Genomic DNA, 23,655 nt, shown 5'->3' on the forward strand with positions numbered 1-23,655 from the left:
GCCGACGTCCACCGGCGCTGCCGCGAACGCACGTAACATGACAGGACACATTCGAAGGAGCGTGTCCTGATGAGCTGGCAAAGCGCACTCGCGTGCTGGTATCTGCGTAGGCAGTTTCGACCCGAGACCCTCAAGCCGGGCATTAATGTAGAAAGAGCGCGCGCGTTGACCTCCAAACGCGTCTGGTCGCCGCGCGTACCTCGCGGCTGGCATCTGCGTGAGCTGTATGGCCCTGACGATGCGCCGTTACGCGGCGAATGGATCGAGCGCGCGGACGGCGCGCCAGTCGCGGGCACCGGTCCGACCGTGTTGTACTGCCACGGCGGCGGCTACTACTTCTGTTCACCTCGCACGCATCGCTCGCTCGTGTTCGGTCTGGCGACGCGCGCCAACGCGGCAATCTTTTCGCTCGATTACCGCCTCGCGCCCGAGCACCGCTTCCCGGCTGCGTTGAACGATACGACCGCGGCCTATCGTCGGTTGATCGGCGGAGGGATCGCGCCGGAGTCGATCGTGATAGCGGGCGATTCGGCTGGCGGCGGCCTTGCGCTTGCCACGCTCGTCGCACTGCGCGACGCCGGCGACCCCTTGCCGGCCGGCGGCCTGCTGTTCTCGCCGTGGACCGATCTGGCCGCGACCGGCGCCAGCATCCGCACCAACGACGGTTTCGATCCGATGTTCAGCGGCCCCGCGATCGCGCTGGCGGGAAAAATCTATCTAGGTGACACGCCGGCCACGCATCCCTACGCCTCGCCCGTTTATGCCGACCTTCACGGCTTGCCGCCGCTCTTCATCATGGCCGGCAGCACGGAGGTGTTGCTCGACGACTCGCAGCGCGTGGCCGACAACGCGCGCGCGGCAGGCGTCGACTGCGAACTGGAAGTGTGGAAGAAAATGCCGCACGTCTGGCCGATCTTCGCGCCGTTCATCCCGGAAGGAAACCGCGCGCTCGGCCGTGCCGCCGGCTTCGTGCGGCGTGCGACGAGCCGCGCGGCTCAGCCGTCGAGCGCGATGTCGATGGTCTGATACGCGGCCTCGACCGTTTGCTGGCCGTATTGCCGCTCCAACCGCCGCACGGTGAAGTGCGCGTGCGCGACCTGCTGGAAGTGGTCGATGAAAACGGTATTGACCATCGCGCCGAGCACTGCGCCGATCGCCGGAATCGACTTGGCGGCGATCTGCTCGCTCACCTGCACCGAAAAGCGCGCCGCGATCGTGTTGACGAGGCGCAGCAAGGCCGCGGAGCCGTGTGTGGTGAAACCTTTGGTGGCGATCTCGGACGACGCTTTCGACACCGCCTGCGCCAGCGCGCCGCGCATGATGAAGTAGCCGAAGTCGGCGTCGTCGTCGGCGCTCGACGTGCTGCCCATGCCGAGCACCGTCAGACATTGCAGTTGCGTGTCGATCGAGCTCAGATCCTCACCCTCGCTGCGCGCGATGTCGCAGATCGAGCGGAACATCAGCGTGGTCGTGACCGGCAGTTCGACGGGCAGCGCGAACAGTCCGAATGCGCCGCCGGCCGCGCCGGTGGTCGCCACGGCGAACTTGTGCAGCAGGTTGCTCGGCCTCTCGGGCGCCACGAGCGGAAGCGCGCTGTCCCTTCGCCCCAGCGTGCGCAGCGCGATCGCCAGGCATTTGCGCAATGCCAGCTCGGTCGCGTCCGCGACTTTTTCGTTGGCGAACGCCGGCATGCGCGAAAGCAGCTTTTCCAGCGGCGCGCCGACGATGCTGGCCAGTTTCATCGCCAGCGCGGGGCTCTCCAGTTCATGTTTCGCGCGCCGCAGCGCCTTCAGGTCGTCGTCCGATAACGATTGTGCTGCGAGCGAACTCGGCTCCATGTGCCTCCCTGGCGTCATGTGATGTGTGTTCTTCAGTTGTTGCCGCGACGGCGTACCACAGCGGTATGTGCCGATTAGAGCGTCTCGCCGTGGTATGATTCCCGATCGTTTGACGAGTCAACAGTTGCACTATCAAAAATGGCTGTCCATACCGCGGCCCATCACTCGAGTGGGCAAGTTTTACCTTTCCGTGAATCGCTGCTGGCGATGCTCGGCATCTCCTTCGTCACGATGCTGGTCGCGCTCGACCAGACCGTGGTCGGCACCGCGTTGCCCACCATCGTCGCCGAACTCAAGGGTTTCGAGCTGTACGCGTGGGTCGCCACGTCATATTTGCTGACCTCGGTGATTACCGTGCCGATTTTCGGCCGGCTTGGCGATTATTACGGGCGTAAGCCGTTCGTGATCGCATCGATTATCGTGTTCACGGGCGCCTCGGTGCTGTGCGGCGCGGCCAACAACATGCTGTTCCTCGTGCTCGCGCGCGGCCTGCAGGGCATTGGCGGTGGCATGCTGGTCGGCACGGCGTTCGCGTGCATTCCCGATCTGTTTCCCGACTCGGTCGTGCGTTTGCGCTGGCAGGTGTTGATGAGTTCGGCGTTCGGTATCGCGAACGCGGTGGGGCCGTCGCTCGGCGGTTTCCTCACGCAGTACTACGGCTGGCGCTCGGTTTTCTATGTGAATCTGCCGGTCGGTCTGCTGTCGCTGTTTTTTGTCTGGCGCTTTCTGCCGCATCTGCGCCATGTCGAACACGAAGGCAAGATGCGGCTCGACTGGCCCGGCGCCGTGCTGATCGCCGTGGCACTCGGCTCGCTGCAATTGTTCGTCGAGTTGCTGCCCAAGCATGGCGTGACCTTGAGCGTGGCTGCGCTGCTCGCGTTGAGCGCCGCGTCGGCTTACGCGCTGTGGCAGTGGGAAAAGCGCTGTCCGACGGCGATCCTGCCGGTCGACATGTTCCGCAATCGCAGTCTCGCCGCGCTCTTCACGCTGGCCGTGCTGGGCGGCTTCACGATGTTCTCGCTGCTGTTCTACGCGCCGCTGCTGTTCCAGGGCGGCTTCGGCATGTCGCCGAAAGAGGCGGGGCTCGTCATCACGCCGCTGGTCGTATTCATTACGATCGGCAGTATCGCCAATGGGCGCATCGTCTCGCGCGTGCGCAATCCGAATCTGATGCTGTACGTGGGCTTTACGCTGCTCGCGCTGGCGTGTCTGGGCGTGGTCGTCGCGACGCGCGCCATGCCGCAATGGCTGTTGATGTCGTTCATGGTCGTCGGCGGATTGGGACTCGGTTTCGTCATGCCGAACCTGACGATCTTCGCGCAGCAAACGGCCGGCCGCGAGCACCTCGGCATTGCGACGGCGTTGCTGCAGTCGCTGCGGATGATCGGCGGCATGCTCGGCACGGCGCTGACCGGCACGCTGGTCAGCCACATGTACGCGAGCGGCGTGCGCAGCGCGCTCGAAAACGATCACGCGTCGCACTGGTTCGCGGATCTCGGCGACCCGCAAATCCTCATCAATCGCGACGCGCAGACCACCTTGCTTGGCCAGTTGGCGCACGCGGGCCATAACGGCGCGATGCTGCTCGAAAGCGCGCGCGAAGCGCTCGTGTCGGCGATTCATCTGGGACTCGCTATGGCGGCGATCATCGCCGTAGTATCGGTCTGGCAAAGCCGCCGTGTGCCGCCGATCAAGCTCCAGCGCAAGCTCGAACCCGTGATTCACGCGGACTGATTCTTGGACTTATCGTTTTACTGACAGATCATGGAAGAACAGGATCGCGTCGCCGTCATGCAGCAATTCGGCCGCACTTATCGGACGTTCATGTCGGCCTTCGAGGCGCACGTCGGCCACCCGCTGCCGCGCTGGCGCATTCTGCTCGCGTTGCACGAGCAGGGCGGCGAGTCGTCGCAGAAGCGGCTGGTGGAGCGCTTGCGTGTCGACCCGGGCGCGCTGACGCGGCAACTGAAAACGCTGGAAGGTATGGGCTGGATCGCTCGCAGCATGGACACGCGCGACAACCGCGTGACCAACGTGCGGCTGACCGAAGCGGGGCAGTCGGCGACCGAGGCCAGTTTGCCGCGTCGCAATGCGTTTCTGCACGACACGATGGCAGGGTTGCCGGACGAGGCGTTGGGCGCGCTGTCGGAGGCGTTGACGTTGCTTGAGGTGAGAATTGGCGAAGTGGCGGCGATGGCTGGCGCCGCCGGAGCAGGCTCCGCTGATATTCCGCCGCTACCCGGGGCGATGGCGGCCGAAGCACCGCGCCAGCCTTGACTTGCTGCTGGATGCAGATGAACACGGGCGGTTCTTTGGGACCGCTGCGCGATCATTCGCTCCGCGCGTGACGCCACGAAATGCCACAAAATGCCACGAAAGGCGCGCCCCGCTCCCTCAGAGCGTACCCTTCGCAAGAACAATCAGAAAAACGTTTCGATCACTTCCGTGACCCGATACGCCGGATCGACCACCAACACCTGACGCCACTTGTCGAACGTCAGACACGGATGCGAGATGTCGAACGCGATCATGTCGCCCACTTTCAGATCAGCGCCCGCGGGAATCCGCAGATATGCATGCTGATCCATCAAGCCGAAAATCTCCCAGCCTTCGCTCGCCGCGATATCGCGCGGTGCTTCGTTACCCGGACGATAGTGGCGTGCCGGCTCCGGCATGCCCGCATCAAACGCGGAATCGCGCTTGCCCAGACCGATGATCGCGCGATCCGGTTCGGGAATCGACTGCACATACGCCCACAATTGCAGCGCGGGAAGCAGCCCTTCGCCCATTTTCTTCGCGACCGGATTGCGCGCGAAGATGTCCGTCTGCGCCTTGCGATAGATACCGACGTCGTGTGTCAGATAGCAGCCTGGACGCAGCACGACCTCGACCTTGCCGGTCTCCGAGCCCTTCACGAATTCCTCCGCAACCACGTCGTACCAGGCCGACCCCGCGCCTGACAGCACGGCCGGTGTACGCGCAAAGCGCCCTTGCTCGACGAGTTCGCGCGTAACCGCGACCGCGCTTTGCAGGAACTCGCGCACCTCGTGCTCTTCCTTGAGCACGCCTTCATACAACTCGACGCCGGCGAGCTTCAGCGTATCCGGATAGCGTGCAATCTCCTCTAGCACGGCATTGCGTTGCGCGGCGTCGCGCACACCCGTGCGGCCGCCCGGCACGCCGAGTTCGAGCAGCACCTGCAACTGCTTGTTCACCGACTTGAAAAACTCGCCCAACTGCTCGACGCCTTCGACCGAATCGACGAGACAGAAGAATTCGAATTCCGGATCGCTCAGCAACTCGGCGACCATCATCATGTTGCGGCGGCCGACCAGCTGATTGGCCATCAGCACGCGCGAGACGCCGCCGTGATAAGCCGCGCGCACCTGATGCGCGGTGGCGAGCGTGATGCCCCACGCGCCGGTTTCGAGCTGGCGGCGAAACAGCTGTGGCGCCATCGTAGTCTTGCCGTGCGGCGCGAGTTTGACGCCGTATTCCGCCACGAATGCCTGCATCCACTTCAGGTTGTGTTCCACCCGGTCTGCGTACAGCACGGCGGCCGGCAGGCTCACGTCTTCGTTCAGCAGGTTCCACTCCAGGCGCGCGGCATCCGTGAGCTGGATGCTGGTGCCCGGAACCATGCCCAAGCCCTTGCTATAAGGATCAATCGTCGCGCCCTGATAGTTTGTAACTTTCATGTCTCCTTGCTCCATCGTCCAGTTAAATTGAATCAAAGTTGACTTTACCATGTTACAGAAAGTACGATGGATGAAGAAATGTTATTTAGTACCACGGTTTGCCGAAGGCGCGTTGTTAGCCTTTGTTCAGCCTTCGCGCCACATCCACAGTCTGCAATGAATTCAACCGCCGAACCGCTGGCTTTCGATATCGTCGCGCGCATTGCCGAATGCGCGCCCGAGCTACGCTCGGCCGAACGCAAGGTCGCCGCGCTGATTCTCGACGATCTGACCGGCGCCTCGCGCGCCAGCATCGGCGCGCTCGCGCAGCAAGCCGAGGTGAGCGTTGCGACCGTGACGCGCTTTGCCAAGGCGGTAGGTTGCCGCGACGTGCGCGAGCTCAAGCTGCGGCTGGCGCAGGCCGCGGCGGTCGGTCAGCGCTTCCTGCAGCCAGGCCCGAGCGACGCGCCCGAGTCGATCGCGACCCGGGTGTTCGACGAATTGCAGACCACGCTGGCGCACAACCATCAATTGCTGCGCCAGGCGCCGCTCGGCGAAGCGGCGGCCGTCTTGCGCGCCGCGCGCATGATCTACGTGTTCGGCATGGGCGGCGGTTCCACCGCGCTCGCCGACGAGATGCGCTTCAGGCTCGTGCGCCTCGGCCGGCCTGTCGCGACCTATCAGGACGGCTTGCTGCAACGCATGGTGGCCAGCACCGTATCGCGTGACTGCGTGGTGATCGCGCTGTCCACCACCGGGCGTGTGCCCGAGATGGTCGAGAACTGCAAGATCGCGCGCAGCTACGGCGCGACCGTGATCGCGCTGACCGCGCCGGCTTCACCGCTCGCCAGGCTTGCCGATTGGGTGATCCCGATCGTCGCGTTTGAAACCGATTTCATTTACAAGCCGTCGTCGTCGCGCTACGCGATGATGATGGCGCTCGATGTGCTCGTCACCGAACTTGCCGTCAGTCAGGGCGACGAGAGCCGCGAACTGTTGCGCCGCATGAAGCATGCGCTCGACACGCACCGCGGCGGCGGCGATCGACAACCGTTAGGAGACTGATCCATGCATTCGCATCCCGAAGCCGCCGATACGCTGATCGTCGGCGCGCAACTGTATGACGGCACGGGCGAGCCGCCAGTCGAGCGCGATGTCGCGGTTCGTGACGGCCGCATCGTCGCGATCGGCAATCTGTCGAACTGGCTGGCCGAAGAGGTGATCGAGGCCGAAGGCCGCGCGCTGGCGCCGGGCTTCATCGACGTTCATACGCACGACGACACGCACGTGATCCGCTCGCCGCAAATGCTGCCGAAGATCACGCAAGGCGTGACGACGGTGATCGTCGGCAATTGCGGCATCAGCGCATCGCCGGTTGCGCTCAAGGGCGAACCGCCCGATCCGATGAACCTGCTCGGCGAGCGCGACGCGTTCCAGTATCCGACCTTCGCCGCGTATGTCGCAGCGGTCAATGCGGCGCGGCCGGCGGTGAACGTCGGCGCGCTGATCGGACATACGGCGTTGCGCAGCAACCAGATGGACCGGCTCGATCGCGCGGCGACCGGGCAGGAAATCGAAGGCATGCGCGCTCAACTTGAAGAAGCGTTGGCCAACGGCGCGCTGGGTCTGAGTTCGGGGCTTGCCTACGGCTCGGCGTTCGCCGCGCCAACTGAAGAAGTGATGGCGCTGGCCGAACCGCTCGCCGCCGCCGGCGCGCTGTACACCACGCATATGCGCACCGAATTCGATGCGATTCTCGACGCAATGGATGAAGCGTATCGCGTGGGCCGTCACGCGCACGTGCCGGTGGTGATCTCGCATCTGAAGTGCGCGGGGCCGTCGAACTGGGGCCGCAGCGTCGAAGTGCTGAAGTCGCTGGAAAGCGCGAGCCGTTTGCAGCCGATCGGTTGCGATTGCTATCCGTACGACCGCAGTTCGTCGACGCTCGATCTGAAACAGGTGACGGGTGATATCGACATCACGATTACGTGGTCGGAGCCGCATCCGGAGATGGCGGGCAAGCTCGTGAAGGAGATTGCCGCGCAGTGGGGCGTCACGCAGCAGGAAGCGGGCAAGCGCCTGCAACCGGCGGGCGCGGTGTATCACAACATGTCCGAAGACGACGTGCGGCGCATCCTTTCGCATCCCGCGACCATGGTCGGCTCGGATGGTTTGCCGAATGATCCGCTGCCGCATCCGCGCTTGTGGGGCGCATTCCCGCGCGTGCTCGGCCACTATGCGCGCGACGCGGGTTTGCTGCCGCTCGAAGAGGCGGTGCGCAAGATGACCAGCCTGTCGGCGCGGCGCTTTGGGCTGGCGCAGCGCGGCGAGGTGCATATCGGCTATTACGCTGATCTGGTGTTGTTCGACCCGGCCAAAGTGCGCGATGCGGCGACGTTCGAAAAGCCGCAGCAGGCCGCCGACGGTATCGACGCGGTGTGGGTGAACGGCGTGCTGTCGTACCGCGATGGCGAAGTGACGGGCGAGCGCGCCGGTCGCTTCGTGGCGCGTGGGGCGGCGTCGAAGGGTGACGCGCACGGCGCGTTCTGAATTTTTGATCGATTGATTGCGGCGCGCGGGGCGATTCTGCCGAACGCGCGTCGGACCATTTAAGGAGTGGAGTGATGAAGCGATATGGTGTTGAAGGCGGGAAGGGAACGGGCGGTCAGCATATGCCGTTTGCACGTGCGGTCGAAGCGGACGGCTGGCTGTTCGTGTCCGGCCAGACGCCGATGGAAAACGGCGAAGTGATCAATGGCGGCATCGTCGAGCAATCGCACAAGGCGATTCAGAACGTGTTCGCGATTCTGAAGGAAGCCGGCTATGGCGCGGAGCATGTGGTCCGCTGCGGCGTGTGGCTGGACGATCCGCGCGACTTCGCGTCGTTCAACAAGGTGTTCCGCGAGTACTTCGGCGAGAACCCGCCGGCGCGCGCCTGCGTGGTTTCTTCGATGGTGATCGATTGCCGGGTCGAAGTGGATTGCGTGGCTTATAAAAAGCCCACGGCGTGACCCTGAAGATTTAACTGGTTTTCGCTGTTCGCCGCGGATTTGCACCGGCATCCGCGGCGAACAGCCTGCTGCTTCTTACTGTCGAGCCAGCCGCATATTGTCCGGCATCGGCAAGTTGTAGTTCGTGCGGAACGGATTGATGTCCAACCCGCCGCGACGCGTGTAGCGCGCATACACCGCAAGCTTCACCGGCTTGCAGGCCTTCAGCACGTCGACGAAAATCCGTTCGACACACTGCTCGTGAAACCCTGTGTGATTCCGGTACGAGATGATGTAGCGCAGCAAGCCCGCGTGATCGATCTGCGGGCCCACGTAGTGAATCTGCACGCTGCCCCAATCGGGCTGCCCCGTTACCGGGCAATTCGATTTCAGCAAGTTGGAGAACACCGTTTCTTCGACCGGCGCTTCATGCAGCGCCGCTTTCAGCAAAGACGCGTCCGGCTGATAGATATCGGTATCCAGATCCAGCCGGTCCAGCGACAAGCCTTCGAATTCTTCCATTCGCAATTTGCCAAACTCGTACGGCGCCGCCAGATGAACGGAAACCGTCGCGCCGCACGACGCGGACACGTCGCGCCTGATCGTGTCGCGCACCGCGTCCATCGACTCGAATGCGGTCTGCGCGAACGAACCGAGATACAGCTTGAACGACTTCGACTCGACGATATTCGGCGAATCCGCCGGCACGAAGAAAGTCGCCACCGCGATTTGCGGCTTGCCGCGCGCGTTCAGCCAGGACAGCTCATAAGCATTCCAGATGTCCGTGCCGAAGAACGGCAACTGCGCGCCGATGCCGATCGCCTCGCGCGCATTTTTTCGCGCGATCGGAAACAGCAGCGACGCGTCGTATTGTTCGGTGTAAGTGGAGGCCTTACCCAGCGGGGATTGTTCGGGTGTCATGATGCGTTCACGATGCCACTCATCACATGCCCCGTCGCCGTCACGACGCGGGCCGATTCGCAGTGGCCAATTTGGTCGTCGAAGAAAAAGTCCGGCTCGAACTCGCGCAGAAATGCGCTCTTGTCGAGGCCGCCGAGGAACATCGCTTCGTCGATTTCGATGTTCCACGCCATCAGGGTACGGATCGCGCGCTCGTGCGCGGGCGCCGAGCGCGCCGTCACCAATGCCGTACGAATATGCATGGGCGCGGCTTCGTCCGCGAGTTTTTGCAGCCGGTGCAGTGCTTCGAGCAACGGCTTCAGAGGGCCGTCCGCGAGCGGCAGATCCTTGTTGTGAATCTCGTGGCCGACAAAGGCGCGCAAACCGTCTTTCTGGAACACGCGCTCGGCCTCGTCGGAAAACAGTACGGCGTCGCCGTCGAAGGCAATGCGGATCTCGTCCGGATACTTGCTCGCCATTTTCGCCGATTCCGGCAATACGCGCGCGGCGGGAAATCCGGCGGCGAGCGCGTCGCGCACGTCCTGCTGATTCGCCGATAGAAACAGCGACGCGTTCAGCGGCTTCAGGTAGCCGAACGGCGCGCGCCCACGCGTGAACACGCCGCGTTCGATGGCAAGCCCATATTCGCGGCACGAATGGAACGCGCGCAGTCCGCTGATCGGATCGCTGCGCGAGAGAATCACCACTTCGACGCGGTGGCCGCCCGCGTTCAATGCCAGCAGCTTGCGGATTAGCGGGAATGCCACGCCCGGTTTGGCGGGTACGGCGAGGCGGTCGCGCTGCAGCGCTTCATAGGCTTGCAGGTTGCCTTCCTCGTACACGCTGTTCTCTTCCTCGAAGTCGAACAGCGCGCGCGACGAGATTGCCACCACCAATTTGTCGACAAGCGAAAGAGCCATCTGCGCGTTTCAGTCCTAAGTGCGGTTAATCAAGCGAGAAACAGGCGATACACCGGATTCCGCGTCTCTTCCCAGTTCGGATAACCGAGCGTGGCGAGAAACTGTTCGAACGCCGCGTTCTCGCTCTCCGGCACCTGGATGCCGACCAGAATCGAGCTGTAGTCCGCGCCCTGGTTGCGGTAGTGGAACAGGCTGATATTCCAGTTCGGCGCCATCGACGAAAGGAATTTCATCAGCGCGCCCGGACGTTCGGGAAACTCGAAGCGGAACAGTCGTTCGTCGTGCGCCAGAGGCGAGCGGCCGCCGACCATATAGCGGATGTGCTGCTTGGACAGTTCGTCGAACGTGAGATCGACGGTGGCGAAGCCGTGCGCTTCGAACGCACCCGCAATCTGCGCGGATTCGCTGCGATTCCTGATCTGCACGCCTACGAAGATATGGGCGGAATGCGCGTCCGCAATGCGGTAGTTGAACTCGGTGACGCTGCGCGTGCCCACCAGTTCGCAGAAGCGCCGGAAACTGCCGCGCTCTTCGGGGATCGTCACGGCGAACACCGCTTCGCGTGCCTCACCGACTTCGGCGCGCTCGGCCACGAAGCGCATGCGGTCGAAGTTCATGTTCGCGCCCGACGTGATCGCGATCAGCGTCTGGTTCTCGATGCCTTCGCGCTCCGCATACTGTTTCGCCCCGGCCACCGCGAGCGAGCCGGCAGGTTCCAGCACGCTGCGGGTGTCCTGGAACACGTCCTTGATGGCGGCGCATAGGGCGTCGGTATTCACGAGCAGCACGTCGTCGAGATATGCGCGGCAGAGGCGAAAGGTCTCTTCACCGACCAGCTTCACCGCCGTGCCGTCCGAGAACAGACCGACCTCAGTCAGCGTGACCCGCTCGCCGGCTTTCAGTGACGCGGCCATTGCGCACGAATCGTCGGTCTGCACGCCGATCACCTTGATCTCCGGGCGCACCGATTTCACGTATGCGGCCACGCCTGCCGCGAGTCCACCACCGCCGATCGGCACGAAGATCGCGTGAATCGGACCCTGATGCTGGCTCAGGATCTCCATTGCCACCGTGCCCTGGCCGGCGATCACATACGGATCGTCGAACGGATGCACGAAGGTCAGGTCGCGCTCTTCCTGCAGTTTCACCGCGTGGTCATACGCGTCGCTATACGATTCGCCGAACTGCACGACTTCGACGGTCGGGCCGCCGTGCGCGCGCACCGCATCCACTTTCACCTGCGGCGTGGTGACCGGCACCACGATGATCGCCTTCACGCCCATGCGCGCGGCCGAAAGCGCGACGCCCTGCGCATGATTGCCCGCCGACGCGGTAATCACCCCGCGTTCCAGCGCCCCGGCCGGAATATGCGCCATCTTGTTGTACGCGCCGCGCACCTTGAACGAGAACACCGGCTGGTTGTCCTCGCGCTTCAGGTAGACCGGATTGCGCAGACGCGCCGACAGATTCGGCGCGCGTTCGAGTTCGGTCTCGCGGGCCACGTCGTAGACGCGCGCGGTCAGGGTTTTCTTCAGGTAGTCGTGGGAAGCCATGCGGGTGGCGCGGAGCGCTTTGTGAGACGGGAAAGGGTCAATGATAGCGCCAACGGTATGCGCCGAGGCCTTCGGCTTATGCCCCGGAGCCGTGCCGCAAAGCCTCGCCCGACCGTTCGGTCGGTCAATCCGGCATATGGGCTTTGTCACGCGATTCGCCATGAAAGTGGCCAAAGTCCGGCCGCAGCTCCGATTTCAGGCGTCAACGCGTGGCGGGATCATGCGGTAGAATTCCGTTTTGGAATAAGGATCGGAAGATGCACTGGCAGCCTCGGATCGCCCACCTGATGCCCGCCCCGCGTGAGTCTTGCCCCGCGGCGGAGCGTCACGTCCGCCACGCACGATCGTGTAGCTGTATCTGAGCGCCGCGAAGCGACCGATGTGAGTTGGCCGTCGGTCGTGCTTCGCTCCCCTAGAAGATTTCCAGCATTGCGCCCCACGCGCACCGTCAGCCGGCGCCTCGTCGATGAGCGCGTCGGGCTGACCCACCGAGTCGTCCAAACATGAACGCACCTCAAGTTTTCGATCCGCACGGGGCCGCCGCTGCGGTGGCCGCCGATCCCGAAGCGCGTCTGCGCGAAATTCCTTATAACTACACGTCGTTTTCCGACCGTGAAATCGTCATCCGCCTGCTAGGCGACGCCGCCTGGGCCGCGCTTGCCGAACTGCGCGCGGAACGCCGTACCGGCCGCTCGGCACGGATGCTGTACGAAGTGCTCGGCGACATCTGGGTGGTGCGCCGCAATCCGTATCTGCAGGACGATCTGCTCGACAACCCGAAGCGCCGGGCAATGCTGATCGAAGCCTTGCACCACCGTTTGAGCGAGATCGAGAAGCGCCGCCGCGCCGATCTGACCGAACACGGCGACGAAGCGGGCGTGGACCGCGCCGCGCGCGTCGAAACGCTGGTTCAGGCCGCGCGCCGCGCCGTCGACGAATTCGCGAGCGAATTCCAGAAGACCTACGATCTGCGCAAGCGTGCGACCAAGGTGCTCGGCAAGGTCACGGAAAAGGACAACATCAAGTTCGACGGCCTGTCCCGCGTCTCGCACGTGACCGATGCGACCGACTGGCGGGTCGAATACCCGTTCGTCGTGCTCACGCCGGATACCGAAGCCGAGATCGCCGGCATGATCAAGGCGTGTTTCGAGCTCGGCCTGACCGTGATTCCGCGCGGAGGCGGCACGGGTTACACGGGCGGCGCTGTGCCGCTTACGCCGTTCTCGGCCGTCATCAACACCGAAAAGCTCGAACAACTGGGTGCGGTCGAAATGACCGAGCTGCCGGGCGTCGACCGTAAAGTCGCGACGATTTTCTCCGGCGCGGGCGTGGTCACGCGCCGCGTGACCGAGGCGGCCGAGCAGGCCGGCTTCGTGTTCGCCGTCGATCCGACCTCGCTGGATGCATCCTGCGTGGGCGGCAACGTCGCGATGAACGCGGGCGGCAAGAAGGCGGTGCTGTGGGGCACGGCGCTGGACAACCTCGCCTGGTGGCGCATGGTCGACCCGGAAGGGAACTGGCTCGAAGTCACGCGGCTCGAGCACAACATGGGCAAGATTCACGACATCGAAGTGGCGCGTTTCGAGCTCAAGTGGTTCGACGGCAACTATGCGCCGGGCGAAAAGCTGCTGCGCACGGAAGCGCTCAATATCAAAGGTCGTGTGTTCCGTAAGGAAGGCCTCGGCAAGGACGTCACGGACAAATTCCTCGCCGGTTTGCCGGGCGTGCAGAAAGAAGGCTGCGACGGGCTGATCACGTCCGCGCGCTGGGTGCTGCACAAGATGCCCGCGCATACGCGCACCGTCTGCCTCGAATTCTTCGGCCAGGCGCGCGACGCGATTCCGAGCATCGTCGAAATCAAGGATTATCTGTTCGAGACGTCGAAGCAGGGCGGCGCGATTCTCGCGGGCCTCGAACACCTGGACGAGCGCTATCTGCGCGCGGTCGGCTATGCGACCAAGAGCAAGCGCAACGCGTTTCCGAAGATGGTGCTGATCGGCGACATTGTCGGTAATGATGCGGACGCGGTCGCGCACGCTACCTCGGAAGTCGTGCGCATGGCCAACGGCAAGAGCGGCGAAGGCTTTGTCGCGGTCAATGCCGAGGCGCGCAAGCGTTTCTGGCTCGACCGCAGTCGCACGGCGGCGATCGCCAAGCACACCAACGCGTTCAAGATCAACGAAGACGTGGTGATTCCGCTCGACCGCATGGGCGAGTACACGGACGGCATCGAGCGCATCAACATCGAACTGTCGATCAAGAACAAGCTGCAACTGGTCAACGCGCTCGAAGCGTTCTTCCAGGCCGGCAAGCTGCCGCTCGGCAAGAGCGACGACGCCAATGAAATCCCGAGCGCCGAGTTGCTCGAAGACCGCGTGCAGCAGGCGCTCGATCTGCTCAAGCGCGTGCGCACGCGCTGGGAATTCCTGCGCGACAAGCTCGATCTGTCCTTGCGCGAGGCGCAGCATTATCTGGTCGGTCTCGGCTACGAAGCGCTGGCGGAGAAGTTCGCCGACCGCGCGGATGCGCAGCCCGACGCCACCGTGTTCCATATCACGCAGGACCGTACGATTCGCGTGTCGTGGAAACAGGAGATCCGCGCCGAGCTGCGGCAGATCTTCAACGGCGGCGAGTTCAAGCCGATCCTCGAGGAAGCCCAGGCGATCCACAAGCAGGTGCTGCGTGGCCGCGTGTTCGTCGCGCTGCACATGCACGCGGGCGACGGCAACGTTCACACGAACCTGCCGGTCAACTCCGACAACTACGAGATGCTGCAGGACGCCCACACGGCGGTCGCGCGCATCATGAAGCTGGCGCGTTCGCTCGACGGCGTGATTTCCGGCGAGCACGGCATCGGCATCACCAAGCTCGAATTCCTGACGGAAGAGGAGATCAGCGAGTTCCGCCAGTACAAGCAGCGCGTCGATCCGCATGGCCGCTTCAATGCGGGCAAGCTGCTCGAAGGCGCCGACCTGCGCAACGCCTACACGCCGTCTTTCGGCCTGATGGGCTATGAATCGCTGATCATGCAGCAGTCCGACATCGGCGCGATTTCCGAGTCGATCAAAGACTGTTTGCGTTGCGGCAAGTGCAAGCCGGTGTGCGCGACCCACGTGCCGCGCGCGAACCTGCTGTACAGCCCGCGCAACAAGATTCTCGCCACCTCGCTGCTGGTGGAGGCGTTCCTGTACGAAGAGCAGACCCGCCGCGGCGTGTCGATCAAGCACTGGGACGAATTCAACGACGTCGCGGATCACTGCACTGTCTGTCACAAATGCGTGACGCCGTGCCCGGTGAAGATCGACTTCGGCGACGTGACCATGAACATGCGCAATCTGCTGCGCAAGATGGGCAAGAAGAAGTTCAATCCGGGCAATGCGGCCGGCATGTTCTTCCTCAACGCGACCAACCCGCAGACCATCAACCTCGCGCGTACCGCGATGATGGGCGTCGGCTACAAGGCGCAGCGGCTCGGCAACGAAGTGCTGAAGAAGTTCGCGAAGAAGCAGACGGCGCACCCGCCGGCAACCGTCGGCAAGCCGCCGGTCACGCAGCAGGTGATCCACTTCATGAACAAGAAGATGCCGGGCAACCTGCCGAAGAAAACCGCGCGCGCGTTGCTCGATATCGAAGACAACAAGATCGTCCCGATCATCCGCAATCCGAAGACGACCACCGCCGACACGGAAGCGGTGTTCTACTTCCCGGGCTGCGGCTCCGAGCGGCTGTTCTCGCAAGTCGGTCTCGCCACTCAAGCCATGCTGTGGGAAGCGGGCGTGCAAACCGTGCTGCCGCCGGGCTATCTGTGCTGCGGCTATCCGCAACGCGGGTCGGGCCAGTTCGACAAGGCCGAGCAGATCGTCACGGATAACCGCGTGCTGTTCCACCGCGTCGCCAATACGCTGAACTACCTCGACATCAAGACGGTGGTGGTGTCGTGCGGCACATGCTATGACCAGCTCGCCGGCTACGAATTCGAGAAGATCTTCCCGGGCTGCCGGATCATCGACATCCACGAGTTTCTGCTGGAGAAAGGCATGAAGCTCGAAGGCGTGAACGGTGTGCGCTACATGTATCACGACCCGTGCCACACGCCGATCAAGACGATGGACCCGGTCAAGCTGGTCAATCAACTGATGGGTTCGGAGAAGGACGGCTACCAGATCGAGAAGAACGATCGCTGCTGTGGCGAATCCGGCACGCTCGCGGTCACGCGTCCGGACATTTCCACCCAGGTGCGTTTCCGTAAGGAAGAGGAGATCCGCAAGGGCGCCGCGAAGTTGCGCGGCATCCCGCTCGTCGCCGAAGCGGGCGCGAACGGGATCAATCCGGCCAATGCATCGGCCGGCTCGGCGGGTGCGCCGGACGGCTCCGTGCTCAAGGCCGGCGACGGCCCGCAGCCGAAGGGCGCCACCGACGTCAAGATCCTCACGAGCTGCCCGTCCTGCCTGCAAGGCCTGTCGCGTTACAACGAAGATGCGGGCATCGAGGCGGATTACATCGTCGTCGAGATGGCACGTCACGTGCTCGGTGAAGACTGGATGGTCGACTACGTGCAACGGGCGAACAATGGCGGAATCGAGCGCGTGCTGGTTTAATGGCACGACCGACGATTTTTGCCTGAGGACGACGATGGACTGCGTTTTTTGCCGTGAAGACGGCGGCGATGTGCTGTGGCACGACGACACGTTGCGTGTCGTCCTCGCCGACGAACACGATTACCCGGGTTTCTGCCGGGTGATCTGGAACGGCCATGTAGCCGAATTTTCCGACCTCGACGGAAACGACCGCGATCGCGTGATGAAGGCCGTGTATGCGGTCGAGCGCGCGATCCGGCGCATCCTTCAGCCGGCGAAGGTGAACCTGGCGAGCCTCGGCAACCAGGTGCCGCACGTGCACTGGCATGTGATCCCGCGTTTTTCGAACGACGCCCATTTTCCGCTGCCCATCTGGGCGCCGCGCCAGCGCACGGTGTCCGAAGCCATGCTGTCTTCGCGCCGCGCGCAGGCTACCCTGCTGCGCGAAGCAGTGCGGCAGGAAATCGAACAGGCGCTGAGTTGAGCGCCCGCGAACCTGTCGCGTCGCGCCAGGCGTCCGAGGGAGCGGGAAGACTTGAGACGGCGTTTTCTATGAGGTCAATATGAGTGGTCTAACTCCCGACACCCCGGTTCCGACCGGTGTGGTCGTGCATTCCAAATCGCGCGTACTCGAATTGCAGTACGCAAATGGCGAATCGTATCGCCTGCCGTTTGAACTGCTGCGCGTGTATTCGCCGTCGGCGGAAGTAATGGGCCACGGGCCCGGCCAGGAAACGCTGCAGACCGGCAAGCGCGAGGTGACGATCACGATGATCGAAGGTGTCGGCAACTACGCGTTGCAACCGACTTTCTCCGACGGACACGCCACCGGCATCTATTCGTGGGATCTGCTGTACGACATGGCGGTGCGCCAGGATGAACTCTGGCGCGCGTATCTCGCCAAACTTCAGGCGGCCGGCGTCGATCGCGATACGCCCATGGTCCAGGCCGGCGCTGCGCACGGGCACTGTCACTGATACGATTCGCCCCATCGCCGCACTGATGCGGCGCAACATTTCAGAATACGCGAAAGGACGAGCGCGATGAGCAAAACCCACTTCGGCTTTCAATCGGTCGACGAACAGGACAAGGCGCAGAAGGTGGCGGGCGTGTTCCACTCGGTTGCCGCCAACTACGACTTGATGAACGACCTGATGTCGGGCGGGTTGCACCGGGCGTGGAAGATGTTCACGATCGCCCAGGCCAACGTGCGGCCGGGCTACAAGGTGCTCGATATCGCGGGCGGCACGGGCGACCTGTCGAAGGCGTTCGCGAAGCAGGCCGGCGAGACTGGCGAAGTCTGGCATACCGACATCAACGAATCGATGCTGCGGGTGGGCCGCGACCGCTTGCTGGACAAGGGCGTGATCACCCCGGCGCTGCTCTGCGACGCCGAGAAAATTCCCTTTCCGGACAATTACTTCGACGTGGTGACGGTGGCATTCGGCTTGCGCAACATGACGCACAAGGACGTCGCCCTGGCGGAAATGCGGCGCGTGCTGAAACCGGCCGGGCGTCTGCTGGTGCTGGAATTTTCGAAGGTGTGGGATCCGCTCAAGAAGATCTACGACGTCTATTCTTTTAAGGTGCTGCCGTGGTTGGGCGAGCACTTCGCGAAAGATGCCGAGAGCTATCAATACCTCGCGGAATCGATCCGGATGCATCCGGACCAGGAAACTTTAAAAACAATGATGGAACAAGCGGGCCTGGACGGCGTCAAATATTACAATTTGTCAGCTGGCGTGGTAGCTTTACATGTGGGGACCAAATACTAGGGTCCCTAACCCGTCGATTTTTAAAGGAAAGCATGAAAATGTCCGATTCAGGTGCGTTATCTCCCCGTAAGGTTAAGCGGTCGTTGGTGAGAAGAATCGGACTGATCGCGATGGTCGGCCTGATCATGGCCGGCTCCCTCGCTTCGCTCGATGCGGAAGCTCGCCGCATGGGCGGTGGCCGTAGTATTGGCCGTCAGTCGAATAGCGTGACGCAGCAGTCCGCGCCGTCGCAACCTTCCCAAGGCAGTCAGGCCATGCAGCAGCGCGCGCAGCCTGCCCCGGCGCCCGCGCCGACTCCTGCCGCGCAACCTAACCGCTCGCGCTGGCTGGGGCCGATCGCTGGTCTGGCGGCCGGTCTCGGCATCGCCGCGTTGCTGTCGCACTTCGGCTTGGGCGGCGCGTTCGCCGGCGCAATGGCCAATATCATCGTGATTGCGATCATCGCGATGATCGGCGTCTGGCTGATCCGCCGCTTCATGGGCCGCAAGCGCGACACGGCGCAACCGGCGTACGCGGGCGGCTCGCCGTCGCTCAACTCGGGCGGCATGGGCTACTCGCAGGAACCGCGTTATAGCGCGCCGCCCACCGGCTCGTACCTCGAACCGCAAGGCAATCCGCTGAGTACGCCGACCATCAACGCCGCGCCCGCCGTGCCGGCCGGCTTCGATTCGGAAGCGTTCCTGCGTAACGCCAAGGTCTACTTCGTGCGTCTGCAAGCCGCATGGGACGTCGGCAACACGGAAGACATCCGCGAATTCACCACGCCGGAAATGTTCGCCGAGGTGAAGGTCGATCTGTCTTCGCGGGGTGCGGAGACGAATCAGACGGACGTGGTGCAACTGAACGCCGAGTTGCTGGGCGTGGAAGAGCGCGCGAACGAATACTTCGCCAGCGTCCGCTTCTCGGGCCTGATTCGCGAAGCACCGGGCGCGGCGGCGGAGCCCTTCGTCGAAGTCTGGAACCTGTCGAAGGCGAACCGTGCCGGCGAAGGCTGGCTGCTGGCCGGCATCCAGCAGGTGGCGCAGCACTGAGACGAGAGCGCGCCGGGGTCGCGTGAGGACTGCGCGCCCTGACCTGGCTCATGACGTTGGCCGTTCGGCATAGCGAGCCGGGAAGCCAACGGACGTTACAATAGGAACCCGCGCGGGCACCTTGCTCGCGCGGGTTTTTTCTTGCCACTTTCAATGACCCTCGCCGCCAAGCCATTCGCTGCTGCTGTCAATCATCTGCTCGCCCGCGAAACGTGGGCTCGTGAGCGCCTCGCCCCCTACGCGGGCAAGACCGCGAAGCTGTCCTGCCCGCCGGTCGTGCTGATGCTGCTGGTGCAACCGGACGGCTATCTGAGCGCGGTCGCCGCCGCCGAGGCGCAACACTTCGACGTGACCATCGCGGTGCCGTCCGACGCGCTACCCGCTTTCGTGCAAGGTGGCCAGGCGGCGGTGATGAAGCACGTGAAGATCGAAGGCGACGCCGAATTCGCCACCGTGATCGCGAAGCTCGCCGAACATCTGCGCTGGGAGCCGGAAGAAGACCTGGCCAGGCTCATTGGCGACGGTCCGGCGTGGCGGGTGGCGTCGGTCGTGCGCACGGTGGGCGAACAGGTGCAGCGAACCGGGCGCAACCTGCTCGACACCGCCGCCGAATATCTGCTCGACGAGAATCCGCAGCTGGTGCGCCGCGCCGCGCTCGAGAACTTCAACGTCGAACTGGCCCGCGCGCGCGATGCACTAGCGCGCGTGGAAAAACGCATCGAGCGTCTTGAACAGAAGGTCGAAGCCTGCGGCGCCCAAGCGCCGGGCGGCGCCGCCATGTCGCGCGGCACGCGCTAGTCACCGGGCACAACTATGCGTTTTCTGCGTTTCCTCAAGATTTTTTTCACGGTCATCCGCTTCGGTCTCGATGAGATGATGCTCAGCCGCGTCAACGACCGGCGCGTGCGTCTGCTGTTGCGCATCACCACCATCGGCCGCAAGTTCGACGAGCCGCCTGGCGTACGTTTGCGGCTCGCGCTGGAAAGCCTTGGGCCGATCTTCGTCAAGTTCGGGCAGGTGTTGTCCACCCGGCGCGATCTGTTGCCGGTGGATATCGCCAACGAGCTGGCCAAGCTCCAGGATCAGGTGCCGCCGTTCGATTCGGCGGTGGCGATCGGGCTGGTCGAGAAGTCGCTCGGCGCGCCGGTCGACGTGCTGTTCGACGACTTCGAGCGGGTGCCGGTGGCGAGCGCCTCGATCGCGCAGGTGCACTTCGCCACGGTGAAGGCGGGGCAACACGCGGGCAAGGCTGTCGCCGTGAAGGTGCTGCGGCCGAACATGCTGCCGGTGATCGATTCCGACCTCGCCCTGCTGCGCGACATTGCCGTGTGGGCGGAGCGGCTGTGGGCCGACGGCAAGCGTCTGAAGCCGCGCGAGGTGGTCGCCGAATTCGACAAATACCTGCACGACGAACTCGACCTGATGCGCGAGGCGGCCAACGGCAGCCAGTTGCGGCGCAACTTCGCCGGGCTCGATCTGCTGCTGGTGCCGGAGATGTACTGGGAGTTCTGCACACCCACGGTGCTGGTCATGGAGCGCATGGTCGGCGTGCCGATCAGCCAGGTCGAGACGCTGCGCGCGGCGGGCGTGGATATTCCGAAGCTGGCGCGCGAAGGCGTCGAGATTTTCTTTACCCAGGTGTTCCGTGACGGCTTTTTCCATGCCGACATGCATCCGGGCAACATTCAGGTGAGCCTCGACCCGGCGCATTTCGGCCGCTATATCGCGCTCGACTTCGGCATCATCGGCGCGCTGTCGGACTTCGATAAGAACTACCTCGCGCAGAATTTCCTCGCGTTCTTCAAGCGCGACTACCATCGTGTCGCCACGCTGCATCTGGAGTCGGGCTGGGTGCCGCCGACTACCCGCGTCGAAGAACTCGAAAGCGCGATCCGCGCGGTCTGCGAACCGTACTTCGACCGCGCGCTGAAGGATATTTCGCTGGGTCAGGTTCTGATGCGCCTGTTCTCGACCTCGCGCCGCTTCAACGTCGAGATCCAGCCGCAACTGGTGCTGCTGCAAAAGACCATGCTGAATGTCGAAGGTCTTGGCCGCTCGCTCGATCCGGAGCTGGATCTCTGGAAGACCGCCAAGCCGTACCTCGAACGCTGGATGAACGAACAGATCGGCCTGCGCGGCTGGTACGAACGCCTGAAGATCGAGGCGCCGCAGTGGAGCAAGACGCTGCCGCAGTTGCCGCGCCTGATTCATCACGCGCTGGCCGAGCGCCACGACCACACGCGCGGTGCGAACGACGAAATGATCCGCCAGATTCTGCTCGAGCAGAAACGCACCAACCGGTTGTTGCAAGGCTTGCTGCTGTTCGGTGTGGCGGTCGGTGTCGGTGCGGCGCTGGCGCGGGTGTTTCTGGTGCTCGCTTACGGCGGTTGATTGCGATTTCCAGGAGGCATTTGATGAGCGACCCCATCCAACCTGCCGTGCCCGACTTCGAGACACGCGATCCCAACTCGCCTGCTTTCTGGGACGAGCGTTTCGAGCGCCATTTCACGCCGTGGGATCAGGCGGGCGTGCCGGCCGCGTTTGAGTCGTTCGCCGCTCGCCACAGGGGCGCGGCTGTGCTGATTCCGGGTTGCGGCAGTGCGTACGAAGCGGTCTGGCTGGCCGGGCAGGGCAACCCGGTCCGGGCCATCGACTTTTCAGCGGCCGCCGTCGCGGCGGCGCATGAGCAGTTGGGTGCGCAGCACGCGCAACTGGTGGAACAGGCGGACTTCTTCACCTATGAGCCGCCGTTCACGCCCGCATGGATTTACGAGCGCGCATTCTTCTGCGCGTTGCCGCTCGCACGCCGCGCGGACTATGCGCGACGGATGGCGGATCTGTTGCCTGGCGGCGCGTTGCTCGCGGGCTTCTTTTTCCTTGGCGCGACGCCGAAAGGGCCGCCGTTCGGCATCGAGCGCGCGGAACTCGATGCGCTGCTCGCGCCGTACTTCGAATTGATCGAAGACGAAGCCGTGCACGATTCGATTGCCGTTTTCGCGGGACGTGAGCGCTGGCTAAGCTGGCGCCGCTGCGCCTGAAAGTGCGGCAGTGGCGCATCACGGCGGCGCGGACGGGACTTGATTCGACAGCGGCCGCCCCCACTTGAGCGGACGGTGGCCGCGTCGGGCGCTCGTCCCCAAAATCCGGGGAACGGGTATCGTTTGCGGCTATAATTCAAGGCTTTGCAAGCGTTTACACGATTTCAGTAGGGAAAAGGATCATGCCGATCTACGCTTATCGTTGCGAATCGTGCGGCTTCGGGAAGGATGTGCTTCAGAAGATGAGCGACCCCCAGTTGACGCAGTGTCCCGAGTGCGGGAAAGACACTTTTCGCAAGCAGGTCACCGCTGCGGGCTTCCAGTTGAAGGGCTCCGGCTGGTACGTGACCGATTTTCGCGGCGGCAACGGCGGCACGAGCGCGCCTGCCAAGCCCGACGCCAATGGCGCCTCGAATGGCGCCTCCGGCGAGAATGCGGGTGCCGATAATGGCGCAGCGGCGCAATCCGTGGCCGCGGCGGGCGGTACGGCCGCCGCCGGTTCATCGAGCACGGTCGCAACGCCGTCCGCGCCTGCTGCCGCACCGGCCGCTTCGGCGAGTTCGAGCGGCTCCGGCAGCGCCTAGTGGGACTGCCGCCCTGCGGGGCGGCGCACACGCCGCGCGTTGGGCTTCGGCCCGTGCGGCTTTCTGGCGGTACACATGACGACGAAAAAAACGACGCTCAAATCGGTGTTCCTGACTGGCCTGCTGGTGCTGGTGCCTTTGGCCATCACGCTGTGGGTGCTCGGCCTGATCATCGGCACGATGGACCAGACGCTGTTGCTGCTGCCGGCAGCCTGGCAGCCGGAGCGGCTGTTTGGTTTTCGCCTTCCCGGTCTCGGCGCGGTGCTCACGCTGGCGTTCATCTTCGTTGTCGGGCTGTTGACGCAGAACTTCATCGGGCAGAAGCTCGTGAAGTGGTGGGAACTGCTGGTCGGTCACATTCCGGTGGTCGGCCCGATCTACACCAGCGTCAAGCAGGTGTCCGATACCCTGCTGTCGAGCAGCGGCAACGCGTTTCGCAAAGCGCTGCTGATCGAATACCCGCGCCGCGGCTCCTATACGATCGCGTTTCTGACCGGTATTCCGGGCGGCGACGTGCTCAACCATCTGAAAGAAGATCACGTCAGCGTGTATGTGCCGACTACGCCGAATCCCACGTCCGGCTTCTTCCTGATGGTGCCGAGGAGCGAAGTGATCGAGCTCGACATGACGGTCGACGCTGCGCTCAAGTACATCGTCTCGATGGGCGTCGTGGCGCCGTCCGCGCCGCCGGCGCCGGTGCGCCGCACGACAGTCGAGCCTCCGCTGTAATGCCGGCGCGCCACGTTTCACGCAGCGTTTCGCTGCAGCGCGC

21 protein-coding genes are annotated in these 23,655 nt (G+C 63.7%); 16 read left to right on the forward strand and 5 right to left on the reverse strand.

Annotated elements, in window-relative coordinates:
• The first annotated feature begins 69 nt into the window (after window positions 1–69).
• Window positions 70–1,026 (forward strand): alpha/beta hydrolase, encoded by a 957-nt coding sequence (locus tag PDMSB3_RS02230; RefSeq protein ID WP_007179361.1) that lies wholly within the window; start codon window positions 70–72, stop codon window positions 1,024–1,026.
• Here the strand turns inward: PDMSB3_RS02230 and PDMSB3_RS02235 are convergent.
• The gene (locus PDMSB3_RS02235) at window positions 996–1,838 is read right to left on the reverse strand and encodes an EcsC family protein (protein ID WP_007179360.1); all 843 of its coding nucleotides are present in this window, start codon (window positions 1,836–1,838) and stop codon (window positions 996–998) included. The genes PDMSB3_RS02230 and PDMSB3_RS02235 overlap by 31 nt on opposite strands.
• A 138-nt stretch (window positions 1,839–1,976) precedes the next feature.
• Here PDMSB3_RS02235 and PDMSB3_RS02240 point away from each other — a divergent pair, with 138 nt between their 5' ends.
• Window positions 1,977–3,572, forward strand: a complete 1,596-nt coding sequence (locus PDMSB3_RS02240) for an MDR family MFS transporter (RefSeq protein ID WP_007179359.1) — start codon at window positions 1,977–1,979, stop codon at window positions 3,570–3,572.
• A 30-nt stretch (window positions 3,573–3,602) separates the two neighbouring features.
• On the forward strand, window positions 3,603–4,115 hold the full coding sequence (locus tag PDMSB3_RS02245; protein ID WP_007179358.1) for a MarR family winged helix-turn-helix transcriptional regulator: 513 nt from the start codon (window positions 3,603–3,605) through the stop codon (window positions 4,113–4,115).
• A gap of 143 nt (window positions 4,116–4,258) precedes the next feature.
• Here the strand turns inward: PDMSB3_RS02245 and PDMSB3_RS02250 are convergent, their stop codons facing one another.
• Entirely contained in the window at window positions 4,259–5,536 is a 1,278-nt protein-coding gene (locus PDMSB3_RS02250) for an amino acid deaminase (protein WP_007179357.1), read from the reverse strand.
• Window positions 5,537–5,692: 156 nt separating this feature from the next.
• Between PDMSB3_RS02250 and PDMSB3_RS02255 the strand changes: the two genes are divergently transcribed.
• From PDMSB3_RS02255 to PDMSB3_RS02265, 3 genes are all read left to right on the forward strand, one after another.
• Window positions 5,693–6,580 carry a MurR/RpiR family transcriptional regulator gene (locus PDMSB3_RS02255; protein ID WP_007179356.1) on the forward strand — a complete coding sequence of 296 codons (888 nt, stop codon included), beginning with the start codon at window positions 5,693–5,695 and terminating at the stop codon, window positions 6,578–6,580.
• Between the two features lie 3 nt (window positions 6,581–6,583).
• Window positions 6,584–8,065, forward strand: coding sequence for an N-acyl-D-amino-acid deacylase family protein (locus PDMSB3_RS02260; RefSeq protein WP_007179355.1), 1,482 nt, complete (start codon window positions 6,584–6,586; stop codon window positions 8,063–8,065).
• A gap of 74 nt (window positions 8,066–8,139) precedes the next feature.
• Entirely contained in the window at window positions 8,140–8,526 is a 387-nt protein-coding gene (locus PDMSB3_RS02265) for a RidA family protein (RefSeq protein ID WP_007179354.1), read from the forward strand.
• 75 nt (window positions 8,527–8,601) lie between these two features.
• Here PDMSB3_RS02265 and queF read toward each other — a convergent pair whose 3' ends face one another.
• From queF to ilvA, 3 genes are read right to left on the reverse strand one after another with little or no spacing between them, the layout of a single operon-like run.
• Complete coding sequence (gene queF, locus PDMSB3_RS02270) at window positions 8,602–9,426, reverse strand: NADPH-dependent 7-cyano-7-deazaguanine reductase QueF (RefSeq protein WP_007179353.1); 825 nt, start codon at window positions 9,424–9,426, stop codon at window positions 8,602–8,604.
• Window positions 9,423–10,325: a 5'-nucleotidase gene (locus PDMSB3_RS02275; RefSeq protein WP_007179352.1), complete on the reverse strand. Its 903-nt coding sequence runs from the start codon at window positions 10,323–10,325 to the stop codon at window positions 9,423–9,425. The genes queF and PDMSB3_RS02275 overlap by 4 nt, the downstream gene beginning before the upstream one ends.
• Window positions 10,326–10,354: 29 nt before the next feature.
• Window positions 10,355–12,040, reverse strand: coding sequence for a threonine ammonia-lyase, biosynthetic (gene ilvA / locus PDMSB3_RS02280; protein WP_407670518.1), 1,686 nt, complete (start codon window positions 12,038–12,040; stop codon window positions 10,355–10,357).
• A gap of 341 nt (window positions 12,041–12,381) precedes the next feature.
• On the opposite strand from ilvA, the gene PDMSB3_RS02290 reads away from it, so the two are divergent.
• The 10 genes from PDMSB3_RS02290 to PDMSB3_RS02335 all read left to right on the forward strand — a co-directional run bounded on the left by PDMSB3_RS02290 (window position 12,382) and on the right by PDMSB3_RS02335 (window position 23,612).
• Window positions 12,382–16,476 carry a DUF3683 domain-containing protein gene (locus tag PDMSB3_RS02290; RefSeq protein ID WP_007179350.1) on the forward strand — a complete coding sequence of 1,365 codons (4,095 nt, stop codon included), beginning with the start codon at window positions 12,382–12,384 and terminating at the stop codon, window positions 16,474–16,476.
• Window positions 16,477–16,510: 34 nt separating this feature from the next.
• The gene (locus PDMSB3_RS02295) at window positions 16,511–16,939 is read left to right on the forward strand and encodes an HIT family protein (protein WP_007179349.1); all 429 of its coding nucleotides are present in this window, start codon (window positions 16,511–16,513) and stop codon (window positions 16,937–16,939) included.
• A 79-nt stretch (window positions 16,940–17,018) separates the two neighbouring features.
• Window positions 17,019–17,432 carry a gamma-butyrobetaine hydroxylase-like domain-containing protein gene (locus PDMSB3_RS02300; protein ID WP_007179348.1) on the forward strand — a complete coding sequence of 138 codons (414 nt, stop codon included), beginning with the start codon at window positions 17,019–17,021 and terminating at the stop codon, window positions 17,430–17,432.
• Between the two features lie 66 nt (window positions 17,433–17,498).
• Complete coding sequence (ubiE, locus tag PDMSB3_RS02305; RefSeq protein WP_007179347.1) at window positions 17,499–18,230, forward strand: bifunctional demethylmenaquinone methyltransferase/2-methoxy-6-polyprenyl-1,4-benzoquinol methylase UbiE; 732 nt, start codon at window positions 17,499–17,501, stop codon at window positions 18,228–18,230.
• A 38-nt stretch (window positions 18,231–18,268) separates the two neighbouring features.
• Entirely contained in the window at window positions 18,269–19,261 is a 993-nt protein-coding gene (locus PDMSB3_RS02310) for a Tim44 domain-containing protein (protein WP_007179345.1), read from the forward strand.
• Between the two features lie 153 nt (window positions 19,262–19,414).
• Complete coding sequence (locus tag PDMSB3_RS02315; RefSeq protein WP_165184410.1) at window positions 19,415–20,059, forward strand: ubiquinone biosynthesis accessory factor UbiJ; 645 nt, start codon at window positions 19,415–19,417, stop codon at window positions 20,057–20,059.
• 15 nt (window positions 20,060–20,074) lie between these two features.
• Window positions 20,075–21,652: a ubiquinone biosynthesis regulatory protein kinase UbiB gene (gene ubiB, locus PDMSB3_RS02320; protein WP_007179343.1), complete on the forward strand. Its 1,578-nt coding sequence runs from the start codon at window positions 20,075–20,077 to the stop codon at window positions 21,650–21,652.
• A gap of 23 nt (window positions 21,653–21,675) precedes the next feature.
• Window positions 21,676–22,299 carry a class I SAM-dependent methyltransferase gene (locus tag PDMSB3_RS02325; protein ID WP_007179342.1) on the forward strand — a complete coding sequence of 208 codons (624 nt, stop codon included), beginning with the start codon at window positions 21,676–21,678 and terminating at the stop codon, window positions 22,297–22,299.
• 182 nt (window positions 22,300–22,481) lie between these two features.
• On the forward strand, window positions 22,482–22,883 hold the full coding sequence (locus tag PDMSB3_RS02330; protein WP_007179341.1) for an FmdB family zinc ribbon protein: 402 nt from the start codon (window positions 22,482–22,484) through the stop codon (window positions 22,881–22,883).
• A 75-nt stretch (window positions 22,884–22,958) separates the two neighbouring features.
• Window positions 22,959–23,612: a DUF502 domain-containing protein gene (locus PDMSB3_RS02335; RefSeq protein ID WP_007179340.1), complete on the forward strand. Its 654-nt coding sequence runs from the start codon at window positions 22,959–22,961 to the stop codon at window positions 23,610–23,612.
• The last annotated feature ends 43 nt before the right edge of the window (window positions 23,613–23,655 follow it).

Source organism: Paraburkholderia dioscoreae (assembly GCF_902459535.1).
In the GTDB taxonomy this organism is placed as follows: domain Bacteria; phylum Pseudomonadota; class Gammaproteobacteria; order Burkholderiales; family Burkholderiaceae; genus Paraburkholderia; species Paraburkholderia dioscoreae.